The 18,750-nt window shown below is 73.7% G+C and carries 10 protein-coding genes; 3 read left to right on the top strand and 7 right to left on the bottom strand.

What is annotated here, in order from left to right:
- Window positions 1–22: 22 nt before the first annotated feature.
- The 5 genes from ACZ4XX_RS17285 to ACZ4XX_RS17265 all read right to left on the bottom strand — a co-directional run bounded on the left by ACZ4XX_RS17285 (window position 23) and on the right by ACZ4XX_RS17265 (window position 11,645).
- The gene (locus ACZ4XX_RS17285; RefSeq protein WP_468508733.1) at window positions 23–1,699 is read right to left on the bottom strand and encodes a succinic semialdehyde dehydrogenase; all 1,677 of its coding nucleotides are present in this window, start codon (window positions 1,697–1,699) and stop codon (window positions 23–25) included.
- 153 nt (window positions 1,700–1,852) lie between these two features.
- Window positions 1,853–3,739 (bottom strand): serine/threonine-protein kinase, encoded by a 1,887-nt coding sequence (locus tag ACZ4XX_RS17280; protein ID WP_468508732.1) that lies wholly within the window; start codon window positions 3,737–3,739, stop codon window positions 1,853–1,855.
- Between the two features lie 136 nt (window positions 3,740–3,875).
- Complete coding sequence (locus ACZ4XX_RS17275) at window positions 3,876–7,091, bottom strand: protein kinase (RefSeq protein WP_468508731.1); 3,216 nt, start codon at window positions 7,089–7,091, stop codon at window positions 3,876–3,878.
- A gap of 159 nt (window positions 7,092–7,250) precedes the next feature.
- A complete protein-coding gene (locus tag ACZ4XX_RS17270) occupies window positions 7,251–9,707 on the bottom strand; it encodes a serine/threonine-protein kinase (protein ID WP_468508730.1) in 2,457 nt (818 codons plus the stop codon).
- 231 nt (window positions 9,708–9,938) lie between these two features.
- The gene (locus ACZ4XX_RS17265; RefSeq protein WP_468508729.1) at window positions 9,939–11,645 is read right to left on the bottom strand and encodes a glycerol-3-phosphate dehydrogenase/oxidase; all 1,707 of its coding nucleotides are present in this window, start codon (window positions 11,643–11,645) and stop codon (window positions 9,939–9,941) included.
- A 271-nt stretch (window positions 11,646–11,916) separates the two neighbouring features.
- Here ACZ4XX_RS17265 and ACZ4XX_RS17260 point away from each other — a divergent pair, with 271 nt between their 5' ends.
- Entirely contained in the window at window positions 11,917–13,158 is a 1,242-nt protein-coding gene (locus ACZ4XX_RS17260) for a nucleotide sugar dehydrogenase (RefSeq protein WP_468508728.1), read from the top strand.
- Between the two features lie 113 nt (window positions 13,159–13,271).
- On the top strand, window positions 13,272–13,760 hold the full coding sequence (locus ACZ4XX_RS17255; protein ID WP_468508727.1) for a hypothetical protein: 489 nt from the start codon (window positions 13,272–13,274) through the stop codon (window positions 13,758–13,760).
- Window positions 13,761–13,867: 107 nt separating this feature from the next.
- Here the strand turns inward: ACZ4XX_RS17255 and helR are convergent, their stop codons facing one another.
- Window positions 13,868–16,072 carry an RNA polymerase recycling motor ATPase HelR gene (gene helR / locus ACZ4XX_RS17250; RefSeq protein WP_468508726.1) on the bottom strand — a complete coding sequence of 735 codons (2,205 nt, stop codon included), beginning with the start codon at window positions 16,070–16,072 and terminating at the stop codon, window positions 13,868–13,870.
- A gap of 345 nt (window positions 16,073–16,417) precedes the next feature.
- Between helR and ACZ4XX_RS17245 the strand changes: the two genes are divergently transcribed.
- Window positions 16,418–17,344: an FAD-dependent oxidoreductase gene (locus ACZ4XX_RS17245; protein ID WP_468508751.1), complete on the top strand. Its 927-nt coding sequence runs from the start codon at window positions 16,418–16,420 to the stop codon at window positions 17,342–17,344.
- Here ACZ4XX_RS17245 and ACZ4XX_RS17240 read toward each other — a convergent pair.
- A complete protein-coding gene (locus tag ACZ4XX_RS17240; protein WP_468508725.1) occupies window positions 17,317–18,525 on the bottom strand; it encodes a serine hydrolase domain-containing protein in 1,209 nt (402 codons plus the stop codon). The genes ACZ4XX_RS17245 and ACZ4XX_RS17240 overlap by 28 nt on opposite strands.
- Between the last annotated feature and the right edge of the window lie 225 nt (window positions 18,526–18,750).

Here is an 18,750-nt window from a genome sequence, read left to right as displayed (position 1 = left end):
GAGGGGGAGGCGGAGCGCCGGATCAGCGCAGACGCAGGGCCTTCATCGCCTTCAGGGACACGCTCATGAACGCGGCGTACTTCTCGTCGTCCATCCCGAAGGAGGGGGCGAGCGGGATCAGCCGCTGCTGGGCGACGGTCTGGGCCTCGGTGTACTTGAGGATGCCCTCGGAGCCGTGGCGACGGCCGAGCCCGGAGTCCTTCATGCCGCCCATCGGGGACTGCACGCTGCCGTAGGCGGGGGCGTACCCCTCGTTGATGTTGACGGTGCCGGTGCGCAGCCGGGCCGCGACCGCGTGGCCCCGGCGCGAGTCCTTCGTCCAGACGGAGGAGTTCAGACCGTACGGGGTGGCGTTGGCGAGGTCGACGACCTCGTCCTCGTCGCGGAAGCGGTAGATCGAGACGACCGGGCCGAAGGTCTCCTCGCCGCAGACCGCCATCGGGGCCTCGACGCCGTCGAGGATGGTCGGCTCGAAGAAGAGGGGGCCGATGTCGGGGCGGGCGACGCCGCCGGCGACGAGCGTGGCGCCCTTGGCGACGGCCTCCTCGACGTGCTTCGTGACGGTCTCCAGCTGGCGGTCGCCGACGAGCGAGCCCATGTCGGCGCCGTACGCGAGGGAGTTGCCCAGCCTCATGGCCCTGGTGCGGGCGGCGAAGCGGTCGAGGAAGGCGTCGGCGATCGACTCGTGCACGTAGAGGCGCTCGATGGAGATGCAGAGCTGGCCGGCGGAGGAGAAGCAGGCGCGGACGGCTCCGGCGGCGGCCTTCTCGATGTCGGCGTCCTTCAGGACGAGCATCGCGTTCTTGCCGCCGAGTTCGAGGGAGACGCCGACGAGCCGGGCGGCGGCGCCCTTGGCGACCTCGCGGCCGGTACGGGTGGAGCCGGTGAAGGAGACGTAGTCGGCGTGCTTGACGACCTCGGGGCCGACGACCGGGCCGTCGCCGAGGACGACCTGGAAGACCTCGGCGGGCAGCCCGGCCTCGATGAGCAGGTCACGGGCCCACAGCGCGGTGAGCGCGGTCTCCGTGTCGGGCTTCATGACGACGGCGTTGCCCGAGACGAAGGCGGGGAGCGCGTCGCCGACGGAGAGTTCGAGCGGGTAGTTCCAGGGGGCGATCTGGCCGACGACACCGCGCGGCTGGCGCAGTTCGGTGACCTTGGTCAGGGTCGGCACGACGCCGGTGTGACGGCGGGGCTTCAGGTACGAGGAGGCCTTGCGGCCGTAGTGGCGGGCGGCGACGGCGACCGCCTGCACCTCCTCGTGGGCGTGCAGACGCGCCTTGCCCGTCTCCAGCTGGATGAGGTCGAGGACCTCGGACTGACGCTGGAGGACGAGGTCGTGGAAGCGCAGGAGGACGGCGGCGCGGGCCCTCACCGGGGTGGCGGCCCAGGCGGCCTGGGCGCCACGCGCACGCGTGAAGGCCTCGGCGACGTCCTCGGGGGTGGACTCGGGCAGGTCCGCCAGCTTCGCCCCGGTGAAGGGGGTGTGGTTGGCGGTCCGGCCGGAGCCGACGACTCCGCGCGTGAGCCGGGCGACCACCTCGGGCGTCACGACGTCGGCGGCCGTGCGGGCGCCGGCGGGCGCGGGCGCGACCGGATTGGTCGCCCCGGCCGGCGCGGCTCCGGCCTGCGCGGCTCCGGCCTGCGCGGCGGGGACGTCGGGAACCGAGGGGGCGGCGGGGGCCTGCGAGTCCGTCATGGGCCCGAGCGTAGGCGCCGTTCCGTCCTTTGGGTACCCGTCGGTAACGCGTTTTCACCGGGTGCGCACATCACGCCAGCGATCACTGGCACATAAGCCCTGATCAGGGGCTTATGGCTGCGGAGAGGCCCGTGCCGGAGATTCTCACCGGCTTCAGTCGCCCGGGGCCCGCCAGTGCCGGAGGACGACGTCGAACTGCTCGCGGGTGGTCTCCCAGCTGGACTCCGGGGACGACATGTAGATCGCGTACTCCGTGCCGTCGTCGGCGTAGTACATGAGGTCGATCGCGTGCCGCGGCCCGGGGAAGTCCCGCTTCTCCGTCCAGGTGAACTCCCACAGGCTGGACCGGACCTGGTCGCGATAGGTGGTCTGGCCGAGCTTGACCCGGGTGTACTCCATCCGCTTCGCGACGATGCGCTCCAGGTCGAGCGCGTGCATGTACGGGTTCTCGAAGTCGGGGCTGGGGTCGATGTTGATCCGGATGCGGTGGCGGCCGTTGTCCGGGGTGTAGTCGATGTTGTCGCCCTCCGTCTGCCGCTTCCAGCCCTTCGGCACGACGAGGCTGAAGCCCTCCGGGTCGTCGACGCGGTGCCAGCCTTCCGGGATGTCGCTCACGGCGCCCTGGGTGGCGGCGGTGGGGGCGGGGGCGCTGGTCGTGGTCCGTCCGCCGGTGTCGCGGTCGCCGCCCGTGCCGTTCATGGCGGCGAAGACCGCACCGCCCGCGACGAGACCGGCGAGCAGCGCGGCCAGGACGGCCGTACGCCAGCTCTTGCCGCGGCCCGAGCCCGAGCCGGAGACGGCGGGGCCGGCCGGCGGCACGATGGTGGGCGGGGAGGACTGGCCCTGGGCCCCGTGAATCCCCTGGGTCCCATGGGAGGGCTGGGACTGGTGAGCGATCTGAGGCGAGTGGGACGGCTGGGGCTGGTGAGCGAGCTGGGGTGAGTGGGACTGGTGGGACTGGTGGGACTGCTGAGCGAGCTGGGGTGAGTGGGACTGGTGCGGCTGGTGGGATGACTGGGCCGCCTGAGGCCACGGGGCGGTGGCGGACGGCTTCGTCTCCCGGGCCGTACCCGTCGGCCCCGGCCCGTCGGGCTCCTCCCCCAGCGTGACGAGGTCATGGCTGGAGACGGAACCGTCCCCGGTCGGATCCAGGTCCTCCCTCACCACCCGCTGGGTCGGCACGTACGCCTGCGCCGCCGCCGGGGTACGCCCCTCCATCGCGTCGAGCAGCATCCGCCCGGTCTCGTCGGCCTTCGGCCGCTGCGCCGGGTCCTTGCGCAGCAGGGCCACGATGACGGGGGCCAGCGGCCCCGCCTTCTCCGGGTACGGCGGCTCCTCGGCCACCACGGCCTGCATGGTGCTGATCGGCGAGGTGCGCCGGAACGGCGAGGTGCCCTCCACCGCCGTGTACAGGGTGGCGCCGAGCGACCAGAGGTCGGAGGCGGGACCGGGGTCGCCGCCCCGCACCCGCTCGGGGGCCAGATAGTCGATGGAGCCGACGAGTTCACCGGTCCGGGTGATCGTCGCATCGCCCTCGATCGCCGCGATCCCGAAGTCGGTGATCAGGACGCTCCCGTCCCGGGCGAGCAGGACGTTGCCCGGCTTGACGTCCCGGTGCAGCACCCCCGCGGCGTGGGCGGCGCGCAGCGCGCCGAGGACGTGCAGACCGATCCTGGCCGCCTCGAGCGGGTCGATCGGGCCCTTCTCCTTGGCGGCGTCGGCGAGCGAGGGCCCGTCGACGTACTGCATCACGATCCAGGGCCGGTCGTCGTGCTCCAGGACGTCGTGGACGGTCACCACACCCGGGTGCGTGATCCGGGCGGCGGCCCGCGCCTCCTTCTGCGTACGGGCGTGCAGCACGAGGCGGTCGGCCTCCGCCACGAACCGGCCGGCCGTCAACTCCTTCACCGCCACGACGCGGTGCAGCACCTCGTCGTGTGCGCGCCAGACCTTGCCCATGCCGCCGCGTCCGATGGACTCGCCCAGCCGGTAGCGCCCAGCGAGCAGCAGCCCCGTGCCTGTGCTCTGAGAATGTTCCACTTGCCCCCGCCCGTTCCTTCGGATGCCAGGTTACGGAGGGGGGCACGGGTGGCGGAACCTCGGGGGCGCCATAGGAACAGCACTGTGACCGGGGGCCGATGGGCATTCCGGGCACCTCCTCCCGGCACGGTCCCGCTCAGCGGCCGGGGCGGAACCCCTTCGTGGCCTCGTCGAAGATCTCGGAGACCTTTCCGCCCCGGTCTTCCGGGCCGATGACCTGCACGATGTGGTACCTGCCCCCGTCGATCATCGCGAGGTTACGGACGAACACCTGGCGGCCCGTGCTGTCCAGCCACCAGTAACTTCCCGTGGCCGTCGCCGTCGTACCGATGTCGACCCGGCGCGTGTCGTCCGACCGCGACCAGCTCGATCCGCGGAACGGCTCCAGTTCGCGCTCCTTGGAGTTCTGGTACTCCAGCGGGTCGGAGCCGTTGTCGGCGACGCTGTCGCGGCCGGGGACGACGATCATCGTGAAGTCGCCGCTGGTGTAGCGCACTTGACCGGCGTCGTTGATCGGGCTGCGCCGCCAGCCGTTCGGCACCCCGATCCGGAAGCCCTCGGGGTCCTGCCGCAGCGTGTACCCGGCGGCGAGGGCCGGAGCCGAGGGGTCCGCGGCGGGCGGCGTGGTGCGCGGGGTGGCCGACGGCGCCCCGGTCGGCGGAGTCTCGGTCGGCGGCTTCGTCCCCGGCGGAGGGCTCGCGGGGGCGGTCGTACGCGGAGCCTGCCCGCCCGTGGGAGTGGACGGCGCGGTGGGCTCCTCCCCGTCGCCCGGCATGAAGAGGACGGCGTACGCGACGGCCCCGCCGAGCAGCAGGAGGACGAGGACAAGGAGCGTACGGCCGAGGGCTGTCGGGGAGCCCGGGGGCCGCGAGGACGACGGCCGGCCGCCGCGGGGCACCTTGCTCGCGCGGGGGGCGCGGGGCGCTCTGGGTGCTCTGGACGCGCGCTGCGGGATCTCCTCGTGGAACGACTCCTGGAAGTCCTCGCGGAACTCCTCCCGGACATCGCCGGGCACGGGGTCGGACCCGTACGCGCGCGTGGGGAGGTCGTCGTGACGGGCGTGCGCCTGGGGGCGCGGGTCCTTGCCGCGCTTGTGCCGGTGCCGCCCCGCTCCCGCCCCCCCGCGCCGACGGCGTACGAGCTCGCCGCGCCGGCGCACGATCGGCAGCCGCTTCTCGTCGAAGGACGGCAGCGGTACGACTCCGACGCCGGCCTCCGGCTCCGGAGCCGAGCGCACGAGGGAGCGCAGCCAGCCGCGCAGCTCCTCGAAGTCGGGCCGCTCGGTGGGGTCCTGGCGCAGCAGGGACTCCACGACCGGGCGCAGCGGGCCGCACTCCTCCGCGAAGGCGGGCGGCTCGGCGCAGACCAGCTGGACGAGCTCGGCGGCGCTGTCCTCGGGGTAGGGGGCGTGGCCCTGGACGGCCCGGTAGAGGAGCGCGCCGAGCGCCCACAGGTCGGTGGCGGGGCCGATCGGCGGGGCGAGGCGCCAGTTCTCGTGGACGGGACCGGCCTGTTCGGGAGCCCAGCGCTCGGTGACGGCGCCGACGACCGCGATCCGGGTCTGCCGGGCCCGCTCGGCGGCGAGCCGGGTGGTGGGGCCGCGGTCCTCCCTGGCCTGAGCCTGGGCCGGGATCCTGGCAGGCTCCAGGGCCGCCTCCCGGGCACCTGCGGGAACCGGGAGGCGGGCGGGGTCCGGGGTCGCGGCCGTGTAGCCCGCGGGCAGGGCCGGACGGCCCGAACCGGGCAGCACGGGGCCTCGGCCGGGACCCGAACCGCCACCGGCCGAAATCGGCGGCGAGCCGTCCCGCGAGGCGTGCGGGCCGTCGCTCCAGGTGCCGGCCAGCATCACGCGCGGCGGCGGACCCGCCTGCGGGCCCGCGCCGTACGGATCGTCGCCGTCGTCCTCGTCGTCCTCGTCGTCGTCCGCCACCCGCGCCCACCACTGGGGCTCGGGTGCACCCGCCGCCTGAGCGGTCGGCGCCGGGGGCGGCTCGGGCGGATCCGCCGGCGCGGGGCGCTGCACGGGCAGGGCGCCGGTCTCGCCGAGTCTGGCGGCGGCGCGCGCACCGGCCCGGTAGGCGGCGATGGCCCCGGCGCGGGCGGCCCGGACGTCGGCGGTGGGCGGCGCGGGCGCGGGCTGCGTCCCGGCGGCGGGCGCCGCCGGCAGCGCCCGCCCGTAGGGGTCGGTGCCGTAGCCGCCGGGGGCGGTTCCGTAGGGCGAGGAGGAGTCGGCGTCGTCCGGGCCGGGTTCGGGGGCGTGCGGGTCCTGCTCGCGGACGTACGAGCCGGGGTCGGATACGTACGAGCCCGGCTCGGAGCCGTCCGGGTCCGAGGGGAGTACGTACGGGGCGGGTTCGGGGACGTACGGGGCGGGTTCGGGGAGGTACGCCCCGTCAGCGTGGCCGTACCCGCCACCATGACCGTCGCCGTACCCGTATGCGTATCCGTAGCCGTAGGCCGGCCCCGACTGCTCGGCCGTCTCCTCGGCGGGCTCGGGGAGCAGCTCGTCGACCGACTCCCCAGGCGGCTCCCCAGCCTCCCCAGCCTCCCCGGTCGGCTCCTCGAACTCGTCGGCCTCGTAAGCGAGGTGCTCGTCGCCCTCCTCGTAGACCTCCGCCTCGTACAGCTCGGAGCCGTACTCCTCGGAGCCGTACTCCTCCGCGCCGTACTCCTCCGCGCCGTCCGCCCCGCCCCCGTACTCCTCCACCGGCGCCTGCCACGCCGTCGCGTCCGGGTCCGGCTCCGGTACGGGCGCGTATCCGCAGAGCGCCTCCTCCGCGGCACCCACCGCGAGACCGGTGAGGACCACCCGGCCGTCGTCGCAGACGAGCACGGTCCGGGCAGTGATGTTCCGGTGCACCCACCCGTGGGCGTGGAGCGCGCGCAGGGCGGTGAGGACGTCGGCGCCGATCTCGGCCGCGCGATAGGGACTGAGCGGCCGCTCGGCGAGCATGGCGGCCAGCGGCCGGGCCTCGATGCGCTCGCTCACTATCCAGAGCGAACCGGCCTCCGCGAAGACGTCGAAGACCTGGTCGAGCAGGGGATGGTCGGGGATCTGCGCGGCGGCCTGGGCCGCCTCGATCGCGCGCCGGACGACGGGCTCGGCCGGGCGGCGGGTCGCCCGCCCCGCGGCGCCGTAGGGACCGGCCTGGCCGCCCTCGCCGTCGAGCAGCTCGGCGTCGACGAACTCCGGCAGCGGCACCTGGCGGACCAGGACCTCCTGCCCGCTGTACGTGTCGAAGGCGCGCGTCCCGGCCGGGTCGTACGCATCCGCGTCCGTGTCCGCGTCCGCGTCCGCCGGCAGCGGCAGGCGGTAGCGGTCCGCGAGCACCCTTCCCGCGTAGTCGTCCACGACGCCTCCCCACGCGCGCACGCTGTCCCCCGTGGACCCGCGGACCCCTCGGGATCGGGCGGGATCACGCGAGTCCGACAATTCCGGTCCGGCAGCGTGCAGTTATCGGCTCTGTTCGGCTGCGTACGGTCCTCGAACTCTCACGATACGTGCCGTCGGTCAGTCCTTGGGGCTGAACGTGGCGAACGCCGTCTCGCGCAGCGTCTTGCACTCCGCGCCGTTCCACTCCTCCGCCTTGCAGCTGACCATGATGGAGTAGCCGTGCTGGGCGTCCACCTTGAAGCCCCGGTTGAGCACATGGACGCGCATGCCCTGCTGGGTGCGCTCGAACTCCCAGTCCGCGACGGTCGGGTAGCCCTTGTAGGAGACCGTCCGGATGCCGAGGTGCTTGTAGTTCTTGCTGGTGGCGGCCACGCCGATCTTGCCGAGCTCCCAGGCGGCCGCCGCGTTGTCCTTCGGGCTGGAGTTGAAGTCGACCTGGATGCGCGGGAAGCCGCCGCTCTCGCTGAAGATCCCGCCACCGCTGTAGCCCGGTATCGAGCGGACCTTGAACGTGGCGGGCATCGCCATGGAGAAGTGGAAGCGGTCATTGGTGACGAGGGTGTAGCCGGCGGGCAGCTGCGTGCCCGTGCCGCCGGGCTTGCCGGTCGGCGTGGCGCCGGTGCCGTTCGACCCGCCGGAGCCGTCCGTGGAGCCCGTCGAGCCCGTCGAGCCCGTCGTGCCGTTGCCGTCGGTCGACCCGTTCGAGCCGGTGTCGCCGGGCTGCGCGCCGCCCTGCTGGCCGGCGCCGCCGGTCGACTGGCCCTTGCCGCCGTCCGATCCGCCGGAGCCACCTGAGCCGTCACCGCCGGCGGAGGCGCCGGCCGAGGCCGTGGTGCCCCCGCTGTCCTTGCCCTGGTTGCCCTCGTCGCCGCCCTTGAGGGAGACCGCGAGGATCGTCCCGAGCAGGGCGAGCACGGCGACCGCGGCGATGATCACCAGGGTGCGGCGCGGTACGACGTCGGTCAGCGACGCACGGGCCGGAGTCGGTCTGCCACCGCCGTGCCGCGTCGCGGAGGCGGCCCCGGCCGCCGTCCCTGCGGCGGGCGTCGACGACGCCTTCGGCTCGGCCTTCACGGAGGCCGCCGCGTTCCGTACGGACTTCAGCGCACCCCGCATCCGGTCGGTGGGCGCCTCGGGCGCCTTGACCCGGTCGGCCGCCGGGGCCACCGGAGGCTGGTCGGGGCGCGGCGGCAGCGGTACGACCCTGGTGACCTCGGGCGAGATCGGGGGCGCCGGTTCGGGTGCGTCGAGCACGGCGCGGAGCAGAACCCGCGCGCGGGCGTCGTCGAGCCGCTGGGCCGGGTCCTTGGCGAGGAGGCCGTAGATGACCTTCTCCAGCTCGGGTCCCGCGTTCTTCGGCGGGTCGACGGGCTCGATCATCACCGCCGTGAGGGTGGCGATGGCGGAACCCTTGTCGTACGGCGGGCTGCCCTCGACCGCCGCGTAGAGGAGTCCGCCGAGCGACCACATGTCCGCGGCGGGGCCGGGCTTGTGGCCGCGGGCGCGCTCGGGCGAGATGTACGAGGGGGCACCGACGAGCATGCCGGTGGAGGTGATCGAGGGGTCGCCCTCGACCTGGGCGATGCCGAAGTCGGTGAGGACGACCCGGCCGTCCTCGGCGATCAGCACGTTGGACGGCTTCACGTCGCGGTGCAGGATGCCCTCGCGGTGCGCGGAGCGCAGCACGTCGAGGATGGCCAGCCCGACCTCGGCGGCGCGCCGGGGGGTGAGCGTGCCGTCCTCGCGGACGGCGTCCGCGAGGGACTTGCCCTCGATGAGCTCCATGACGATCCACGGGCGGTCGTCCTCGTCGACGACGTCGTAGACGGTCACGGCGCCGTTGTTGCGGATCCGGGCGATGGCCTTCGCCTCGCGCAGGGTCCGGGTGATGAGGCGGCGCTTCTCGTCGTCGTCGATGCTGGTGGGGAAGCGGAGTTCCTTGACGGCGACGGTACGGCCGAGGGTCTCGTCGACCGCGCGCCACACGGTGCCCATGCCGCCGCGGCCGAGGATCCCGCCGAGCCGGTAGCGGCCGGCGAGGAGGCGGCCCTCGTTCACCGGGACCTTGCGTCCCCGGTCGCCACCGGTGCCCCGCGCGGAACCCCGCGCCGGAGGACGGTCGCTCTCGCCGTCACCGTCGCCCGCGCCGAAACCGGCCCGCCCGGTCGACGGCTCGGTTCCCCGCAGCCGCCCGCCGGACGCGCCCTGAACGTCCTTCACGTCCGGACCGCCCGGGGCGTCCTGAACGCCCTTCACGTCCCCGGCGTCCGAGCCCTTCACGCCCCCGGGACCCGAGTGCCTCGCGCCCGCCGGGTCCGTGGACCCCGTGGGCTTCACGAGGTCCGCCGGCACGGCGGAGTCCGCGGGCGCAGCGGCGGCCGCCGCCGATGCCCCGGCTTCCTCCGCACCCCGCGCGACCTGCGCGTTCTTCGCGTCCTGTGTGTCCTTCGCGTCGTCCCGCTCCGGCTCACGCGCGGCCGGGACCGCCCCTCGGTCGCCGTCGGTCGCGGCCCCCGCTGCGGCGTCCCGCCCGGGGTCCTTCGCCGTGTCCCGCGACTGCTCCGCCTCCGACATGCGTCCCCTCTGCGATCCCTGATCTTCGCCGCGTCTGCCGCTTCCCGCGCGATGCGGTAACCCGCCCTGGAAGAGAGGCCATTGTCCCTCACCTCAGGACGGGTGGCGTCCCCGGGTCCGTACTCCGGGATGACGACGCCCCCGCACACCCCCCAGGTTCCCACCCGCCGCGGGCGAGCCGGTCGTTCTTCCACCGGCCCGCGGGGCGCCCGCGCGTCGACGGACGTCCTGTCAGATCGGCACGATGTCCGGTGCCCCGAGCCGGGCGGCGTCCGCCGTCAGGTCGTCGGGCTGACGCTGCGACTCCCGCTCGGCCTCGACCCGCTTCTCGTAGTGCTCGATCTCCTTCTCGATCTGGTGCTCGTCCCAGCCGAGGACCGGCGCCATCAGTTCCGCGCACTCGCGGGCGCTGAGCGTGCCCCGGTCGAAGGTCTCGATGGAGATTCTGGTGCGCCGGGTGAGGACGTCGTCGAGGTGCCGGGCGCCCTCGTGGGAGGCGGCGTAGACGATCTCGGCGCGCAGGTAGTCGTCGGCGGCCGGGAGCGGTCGGGCGAGGGCGGGGTCCGCGGCGATCAGGTCGAGGATCTGCTCCGTCAGGGAGCCGTACCGGTTGAGGAGATGCTCGACCCGGACCACGTGGAGGCCGGTACGCGCCGCGATCCTGGCCCGCGCGTTCCACAGGGCCCGGTAGCCCTCGGCGCCCAGCAGCGGGATGTCCTCGGTGACGCAGGGGGCGACCCGCTGGTCGAGGGCGTGCACGGCCTCGTCGACGGCGTCCTTGGCCATGACGCGGTACGTCGTGTACTTGCCGCCGGCCACGACGACCAGGCCGGGCACCGGGTGGGCGACGGTGTGCTCGCGGGAGAGCTTGCTGGTGGCGTCCGACTCGCCGGCGAGCAGCGGGCGCAGTCCCGCGTAGACCCCCTCGACGTCGTCCCGGGTGAGCGGGGTGGCGAGCACCGTGTTCACATGCTCGAGGAGGTAGTCGATGTCGGCGCTGGACGCGGCGGGATGGGCCTTGTCGAGGTCCCATTCCGTGTCGGTGGTGCCGACGATCCAGTGCCGGCCCCAGGGGATCACGAAGAGCACGGACTTCTCGGTGCGCAGGATGAGCCCGGTGGCCGAGTGGATGCGGTCCTTGGGGACGACGAGGTGGATGCCCTTGGAGGCGCGGACGTGGAACTGGCCGCGCTCGCCGATGAGGGCCTGGGTGTCGTCGGTCCACACCCCGGTGGCGTTGACGATCTGCTTGGCCCGGATCTCGTACTCCACGCCGGCCTCGACGTCCTGGACGCGGGCGCCCACGACCCGCGCGCCCTCGCGCAGGAAGCCGATGACACGGGCCCGGCTCGCGGCCAGGGCGCCGTAGGAGGCGGCGGTGCGCACGAGGGTGGTGACGAAGCGGGCGTCGTCCATCTGGGCGTCGTAGTACTGGAGGGCGCCGACGAGGGCGTCCTTCTTGAGACAGGGGGCGACCCGCAGTGCGCCCCGCCGGGAGAGGTGCCGGTGGACGGGCAGGCCGCGGCCGTGCCCGGAGGAGAGGGACATCCCGTCGTACAGCGCGACGCCGGAGCCGGCGTAGAACCGCTCCCAGCCCTTGTGCTGGAGCGGGTAGAGGAAGGGGACGGGCTTCACCAGGTGGGGCGCGAGCCGCTCCAGGAGCAGTCCGCGCTCCTTGAGGGCCTCCCGGACCAGGGCGAAGTCCAGCATCTCCAGGTAGCGCAGGCCGCCGTGGATGAGCTTGCTGGACCGGCTGGAGGTGCCGGAGGCCCAGTCGCGGGCCTCGACGATGCCGGTGGAGAGCCCTCTCGTGACGGCGTCGAGGGCCGTCCCGGCGCCGACCACTCCGGCGCCGACCACCAGCACGTCCAGCTCGCGCTCGGCCATGGCCGCGAGCGCCTCGGCGCGCTCGGCGGGTCCCAGTGTCGCTGTCCTCACGGCTTGCCTCCCGTCGTCCCCCGTCGTTCCCCGTCGGTCCAGCACGCGAACCGGGCCATGTGGTCCGGCTCACAGCTCGATTCTGTCCCTCCCCGGCGACTTCAGCCACCGCCTCGCCATCGACCTGTGGATAACACTCGGCGACCTTCGACCCCACAATGCAAGATATCGGTCATATTTACGCCTAGTCTGACATTGCGCTCGACCCGTTCTGTCCACCGGGCTTGCGCGTCGCGTTCCCTCCGGCTATCGGGAAGGACGGCCCACCCCCATGCCCGCTGATCTCGCCGTCGTCGGCCTCGGCCACCACGGACTCCCCCTGGCCCAGGCCGCCGTCGCCGCAGGCATCGACACCATCGGCTACGACACCGATCCCCACCCCGTCGCCGAACTCGCCGCCGGCCGCTCCCCGGTGGAAGGCTCCCTCACCGTCCCGGAGATCCGCCGGATGCTCTCGGGGGGCTTCCGGCCGACCGCCAACCCCGCGGAACTCGGCCGGGTCCGCACCGCCGTCCTCTGCGCCCCTACCCCCCTGGGCCCCGACCACGCCCTCGACCTCACCGCCGTCACCGACGCGGCCCGCGCGCTCGCCGCCCGGCTGCGCCCGCACACCACCGTCCTCCTCGAGTCCCCGGTCCCCCCGGGCACCACCGAGGGCCTGCTCCGGGACCTCCTCGAAGAGGGCTCAGGACTGCGCGCCGGACGCGACTTCCACCTCGCGTACTCCCCCGGCCGCCTCGACCCCGGCAGCCGTACGCACGGCTTCGCCGGCACCCCCAAGGTCATCGGCGGCCTCACCCCGGCCTGCACCGAGGCGGCGGCCGCCTTCTACGGCCGGCTCACCGACAAGGTGGTACGCGCGCGTGGCCCCCGCGAGGCCGAGACGGTCAAGCTCCTGGAGACCAACTTCCGGCACGTCAACATCGCCCTGGTCAACGAGATGGCGGTGCTCTGCCACGAACTCGGCGTCGACCTGTGGGACGTCATCCGCTGCGCCGAGACCAAGCCCTTCGGCTTCCAGGCCTTCCGCCCGGGCCCCGGGGTCGGCGGCCACGGCGTCCCCGTCGACACCGTCGGCGCCCACCGTCCGCTCCGGCTCGTCGAACTCGCGGGCCAGGTCAACGAGCGCATGCCCCAGTACGTCGTCCAGCGCGCCGCCACCCTCCTCAACGAGCACGGCAAGTCGGCCCGCGGCGCCCGGGTCCTGCTGCTCGGCATCACGTACAAGCCCGACCTGCCGGACCGTCAGGGCTCCCCCGCCGACGAGATCGCCCGCCGTCTGATGGACCTGGGTGCGGCCGTCAGCTACCACGACCCGCACGTCCCCGACTGGCGCGTCCGCGAACTCCCGGTCCCCCGTGCGGACTCCCTCTACGAGGCCGCCGCCCACGCCGACCTGACGGTCCTGCTCCAGCACCACCGCACGTACGACCTGCAAGGACTCGCGGTGAAGGCCCAACTCCTCCTGGACACCCGCGGTGCCACCCCCACGGGCACGGCCCACCGTCTCTGACCTGGTGACACCGGCCGAAAGTGTTGTGCCCCTGTCATAGGGGGGTGTTCATCTCCGGGCCTCTCGCATGCACGTACGCGCGTGCTGCTTCCGTCCCTGGGGGGATACGCACCATGAGCCAGCCCGTTCCGCCGCCCGGCAACCCGTTCGCTGGCGGCGCCGCGCCCGAGCAGTACCCGGTCGCGCCGCCTCCGGCGCCCGCCCGTGACAACGTCGCTCTCGGCCTGGTCGCCGCGCTCGTCGCCGCCCTCGTCTCGGCCGGCGTGTACGGCGCCGTCCTCGGCGGCACCGAGCGCCAGATCGGCTGGGCCGCCGTCGGCGTCGGCTTCCTCACCGGTTTCGCCGCCGGCAAGGTCGGCGGCCGCAACCCCCTCCTGCCGATCGCGAGCGCGGTGCTCGCCCTCGGCGCGGTCTACCTCGGCCAGCTCCTGGGCATCGCGATCTTCCTCTCCAAGGAGCTGGACGTCTCCGCGACGGAGCTCTTCTTCCAGGAGTTCGGCCTGCTCACCGAGGGCTGGAACGCGACCAAGGACGGGCTGACGTTCCTGTTCTTCGGCATCGCCGCCTTCGCCGCGTTCTCCGGCGCCAAGAAGGCCTCGTAGCCGTCGTACGTACGAGGAGGGGGCCCGCCCCAGGGGGGGGGGGGGCCCCCCCGCCTGCCCTCTGAACCCGTCCCGCCCCGGGCCTCCTGACCTGGTGCCGCTCGCCGTCAGGCGCCGGTCAGGACGACGAGCTGCCTGGTCGCGCGGGTCATCGCCACATAGCGGTCGACCGCCCCCTCGATGCCCACGCCGTACGTCTGCGGGTCGACGAGGACGACCAGGTCGAACTCGAGGCCCTTCGACAGGCTCGGCGTGAGCGACTGCACGCGGGGCCTCGGCCGGAACCGGGGATCGCCGATGACGCACGCGGTCCCTTCGGCGTGGGCGCCGAGCCACTCGTCGAGGATCGCGTCCCGTTCCGCGACCGAGCCGTGGACGACGGGGAGACCGCTGCTGCGGACCGACGTCGGCACGTTCGCGTCCGGCAGCGCGGCCCGGATCGCCGGCTCGGCCTCCGCCATCACCTCTTCCGGTGTGCGGTAGTTGATGCTCAGCGACGCCACGGTGATCCGGTCGAGCCCGACCCGCTCGAGCCGCTCCTGCCACGACTCCGTGAAGCCCTGCCTCGCCTGCGCGCGGTCACCGACGACGGTGAAGCTGCGGGACGGGCAGCGGAGCAGCAGCATCTGCCATTCGGCGTCCGTCAGTTCCTGCGCCTCGTCCACCACGATGTGCGCGAACGGGCCGGCGAGCAGATCGGGTTCGGCGCCGGGCAGTGCGGCCTCGTCGACCAGGCTGTCCTTGAGGTCCTGCCCGCGCAGCATCGTCACCGCGCCCTCGCCGTCGACGTCGGCGGCCAGGACGTCGGCGATGACATCGGCCATCCGTGCGCGGTCGGCGGCGACCTCGGCCTGCTGCCGGCGCCTGCGCCGTGCCGCCTCCGGGTCGCCGAGCCGCTGCCGCGCCGCGTCCAGGAGCGGCAGGTCGGACACCGTCCAGGCCTGCGCGTCCTCCCGCTGGAGGGTCCGGACCTCCTCGCGGTCCAGCCACGGGGCACACTTCCGCAGGTACGCGGGGACCGACCACAGGTCGCCGACCAGGTCGGTCGCCTCCAGCAGCGGCCAGGCGCCGTGAAGGGCCCCGGCCACCTCCTCGTCCTGCCGCAGCGCCCGGCGGAACTCGTCCTCCGGGATCTCGTCACCGAGCTTGCCCAGCAGGATCGAGCCCAGCTCCTCCCAGATCTGCTCGCGCGCCTCGTTGTGCGGGGTCCCCGCCTCCGGCGCCTCGAACGCCTCGGCCCAGTCGCCGGCGGTCAGCCGCACATCGGCCCAGTCGGTCGAGACCGTCATCCCGTGGGCGGGCGGCTCCTCGTAGAACCGGACGGCCGCCTCGATCGCCCGCACCAGGCCGGCGGACGACTTCAGCCGCGCCACCGCCGCGTCGCGCTCGGTCGCCGCCCCGGCGCCCTCGGCGACGAGATCCCGCACGGTGCAGGTCTGTACGCCCTCCTCGCCGAGGCTGGGAAGGACGTCGGAGACGTACGCCAGGTACGGCTGGTGCGGGCCGACGAACAGGACGCCGCCGCGACGGTGCCCGAGGCGCGGGTCCGCGTACAGCAGGTGCGCGGAGCGGTGCAGCGCCACGACGGTCTTGCCCGTGCCCGGTCCGCCGTCGACGACGAGGGTGCCGCGGGAGCCCGCCCGGATGATGGCGTCCTGGTCGGCCTGGATGGTGGCGAGCACGTCACGCATCCGCGGCGAACGGCTGCCGCCCAGACCGGCGATGAACGCGGACTGGTCGTCGAGCGCCGCGTGCTCCTCCAGGCCGTCGGCGGTGAACACCTCGTCCCAGTAGTCGTTGATCCGGCCGCCGCTCCAGCGGTACCTGCGGCGGCTCGACAGCCCCATGGGGTTGGCGTGGGTCGCCGCGAAGAACGGCTCGGCCGCGGGCGAGCGCCAGTCGACGAGGAGACGACGGCCGGTGCTGTCGGTGAGGCCGAGACGCCCGATGTACACGGGCTCGGCGCCGTCGCCGCCGCCCACCCCCTCCGTGCCTTCCGTGCCTTCCGCGGCGACGATGCGCCCGAGGCACAGGTCCAGCCCGAAGCGGCGCAGGGTGCGCAGCCGCCCGGTCAGCCGGTGGATCTCCGCGTCGCGGTCCATCGCCTCCCGGCCGGCGCCGCCGGGGGCCTTGCGCGTGGCGTCGAGCCGGTCGGACAGTTCGGCGATCGTCTCTTCGAGGCTCTTCGCGATGGCCGCGAAGTGCCGCTCGTCACCGGCGATCAGAGCCGGGTCGGCCTTGGGGGAGAGGCGGTCGGGAAGGTCGAAGGCACTGGTGCCGTACGACTGGTCCACCGACGAAAGCACACGCACGAGGTGAGTCTCATTTCTGCAGGTCCGGGGCTGAGGAGAGTGATTCTGCGGTACGGCGGGGGCCTTGCCGCAAGCCCCCCTGTGCGCTATAAGTTGTAAGTGGCGAGAGGTGACTGCACCTTCTCGCCCTTCTTGTTCGGGGAGAGGCCGGGAGCCTCAGGGAGCGGCCGGGAGCGGCGCGGAGCCCGCCCCCGGAGCCCGGAGGCAGGTGCGCGCGGCCCGACCGCGGTGCTGCAATGGCGGCATGGCCGAGACAGCGTCCAGCCCGGGAGCACCCGCCCCCACGCGCACACCCGCCCCGGGGTCCGACGCCGAACCCGCGAGCGAGGCGACCGCCACGACCGCCTGATCGTCGTCGGCGGTGGCCCGGCCGGCTGCGCGGCCGCCCGAACGGCGGCCGGCGTGGGCATGCGCACGATCCTGATCGAGCCGGACGGGCTGTGCCACACCCTCCACCGGATCCCGGCCCTGGACAACGTCCTCGGCGGCTGGACCGACGGCCGGGAACTCGCCGACTCCATCGGGGCGGAACTCAGGAGCACGGAGCTGTGCCGCCTCGAACTGGGCACTCGCGTCACGGACGTTCACGCCGACGACGACCGGGTCACCGTCGGTGTCACCGGCACGCCGGACACCGGCAGGAAGGTGATCACGGCCCCGTACGCGGTGGTCGCCACCGGCGTGGCCTCCCTCCAGCCCGGCGACGTCGCCTGGATCACCGCCCCGGGCGGACCGACGCTGCCCTCCCTCTGGCAGGCCGACGCGGCCGCCGACGCGGCGCCCCGCACGATCCTCGTCCTCGGCGGCGACCGGCCGATCGGCACGTTCCTCCGCGCCCACCCGGCCACCGGGACCCGCCTCCTCGTCGCGTACCCGGAGACGGACACGTACAAGATCGAGGAGATCCGCGACGACCCGCGCGTCACGCTCCTCCCCGTCGAGCACGTGACGCTGACCCGGTACGGCGGCCCGGACGGGGCGGCGGCGGAGCTGACGGGCCGGAACGGGGAACGGCGTACGGTCACGGCGGACGCCGCGTACGTGAGCATCGGGAGCGCACCCGCCGCCCCGGGCGGCGGCCTCGTCCGGGGCGAGGACGGCTACTGCCGGCCGGCGGACCAGCACCCCCGCGTCCTCGTGGCCGGCGACCTGCGCGCCGCCCGCTTCCAGCGGATCATGACCGCCATGGGCTCGGGCAGCGAAGCGGCTCTGCAGGCGTACTACGCGTCCCTGACGCCGGGGCCCTATCGCGGGGCGATCCCACCGTCGTAGACGTGGTCCGGGGTGATGACCGCCGTGATCGCCCGGGCGAGCAGAGTGGACGGCTCCTGGCCCCCGACCTGGGAGTCGGTGTTCAGCATGAGGACCATGGTGGCCTTCTGCGAGGGCAGATAGACCGTCACGGTCTCGTAGCCGGGGATCGAGCCGTTGTGCCCGATCCAGCCGTCGGCGTCGAAGATCCCCAGGCCGTAGCTCACGCCGGGGAAGCCGGTCGGCAGCGTCTTGAGCCGCTGCGCCTGCGTCTCGGGGCTGAGGAGCTCGCCGGTGGCGAGGATCTTGGCCCAGCGGCGCAGGTCGTGCAGGTCCGAGATCATCGCACCGGCCGCCCAGGCCCAGCTGGGGTTCCAGTCGGTCGAGTCGGCGGTCGTGCCGTCCAGCGTCTGGTCGGTGTACCCGCGGGCGTGCGGCTCGGGGAACTCGTTGCCCTCGGGGAAGAGCGTGTACCGCAGACGGGCCGGGCGGAGCACCCGCCGCTCGATGACCTGGTCGAGGCGCTGACCGGTGACCTTCTCGATCACCAGGCCGAGAAGGACGAGATTGCTGTTGGAGTACTGGAACCGGGCACCGGGCTCGAAGGTGTTCTTGTGCCGGAAGCCGTACGCGAGCGATTCCCACGGGGTGAACGAGCGCTGCGGATCGCTCAGCAGGTCGTGGACGAAGTCCTCGTCGGCGGTGTACGGGAAGAGGCCGCTGCGCATCTCGGCGAGGTGACGCAAGGTGATCCGGGGGCCGTTCGGGACGCCGCGGACGTAGGTGGAGATCGGCTCGTCGAGGCTGATCCGGCCCTCGTCGACGAGCTGGAGCAGCGCGGTGACCGTGAAGGTCTTGGTCTCGCTGCCGATCCGGACGAAGGAGTCGGTGAACATCGGCGCACGGGTGACCTTGTCGGCGACCCCGGTGGCGCGGACGTAGCTGCCCTTGCCGGGCATCCAGATCCCGACCACGACACCCGGGATGCCGGCCTGCTTGCGGACGTCCGCGATCGTCCGGTCGAGCCGGGCGGTCAGCTCGGGCCCCAGCCCGCCGGGCGGACAGTCCTCGTCACCGTGCCGGTCGACGACGTCGGCGGCGACTGCGTGGACGGGCGTGGCGGGAGTCGCCGCCACCGGCGCGAGCACGGAGGCCACGAGGACCGTCGCGGCGAACAGCCGGCGATAGGAGGTACGTCTCATGTCGGCAGACCTCTTCCAGGGTCACGGTCAGGGACGGCCACATCACCACCGCCACCCCGCACGGCGGCTCCCCGCCCCGCCCCGCCACCCGCCAAGTCCACTCGTTCGGCGCCCCCGGCGTCACCGGGGCGGCCCTGGGGGGGGGGGGGGGGGGGGGGGGGGGGGGGGGGTCGGCCCCACCGACGAAGCATCCAAGTCCGTGGGCGAGAGAAAAAACGGGGACGG

It is taken from the genome of Streptomyces sp. NPDC029956 (genome assembly GCF_055574655.1).
Note: the sequence above shows the minus strand (reverse complement) of the source record. Positions and strands in the feature narration are given on the sequence as shown.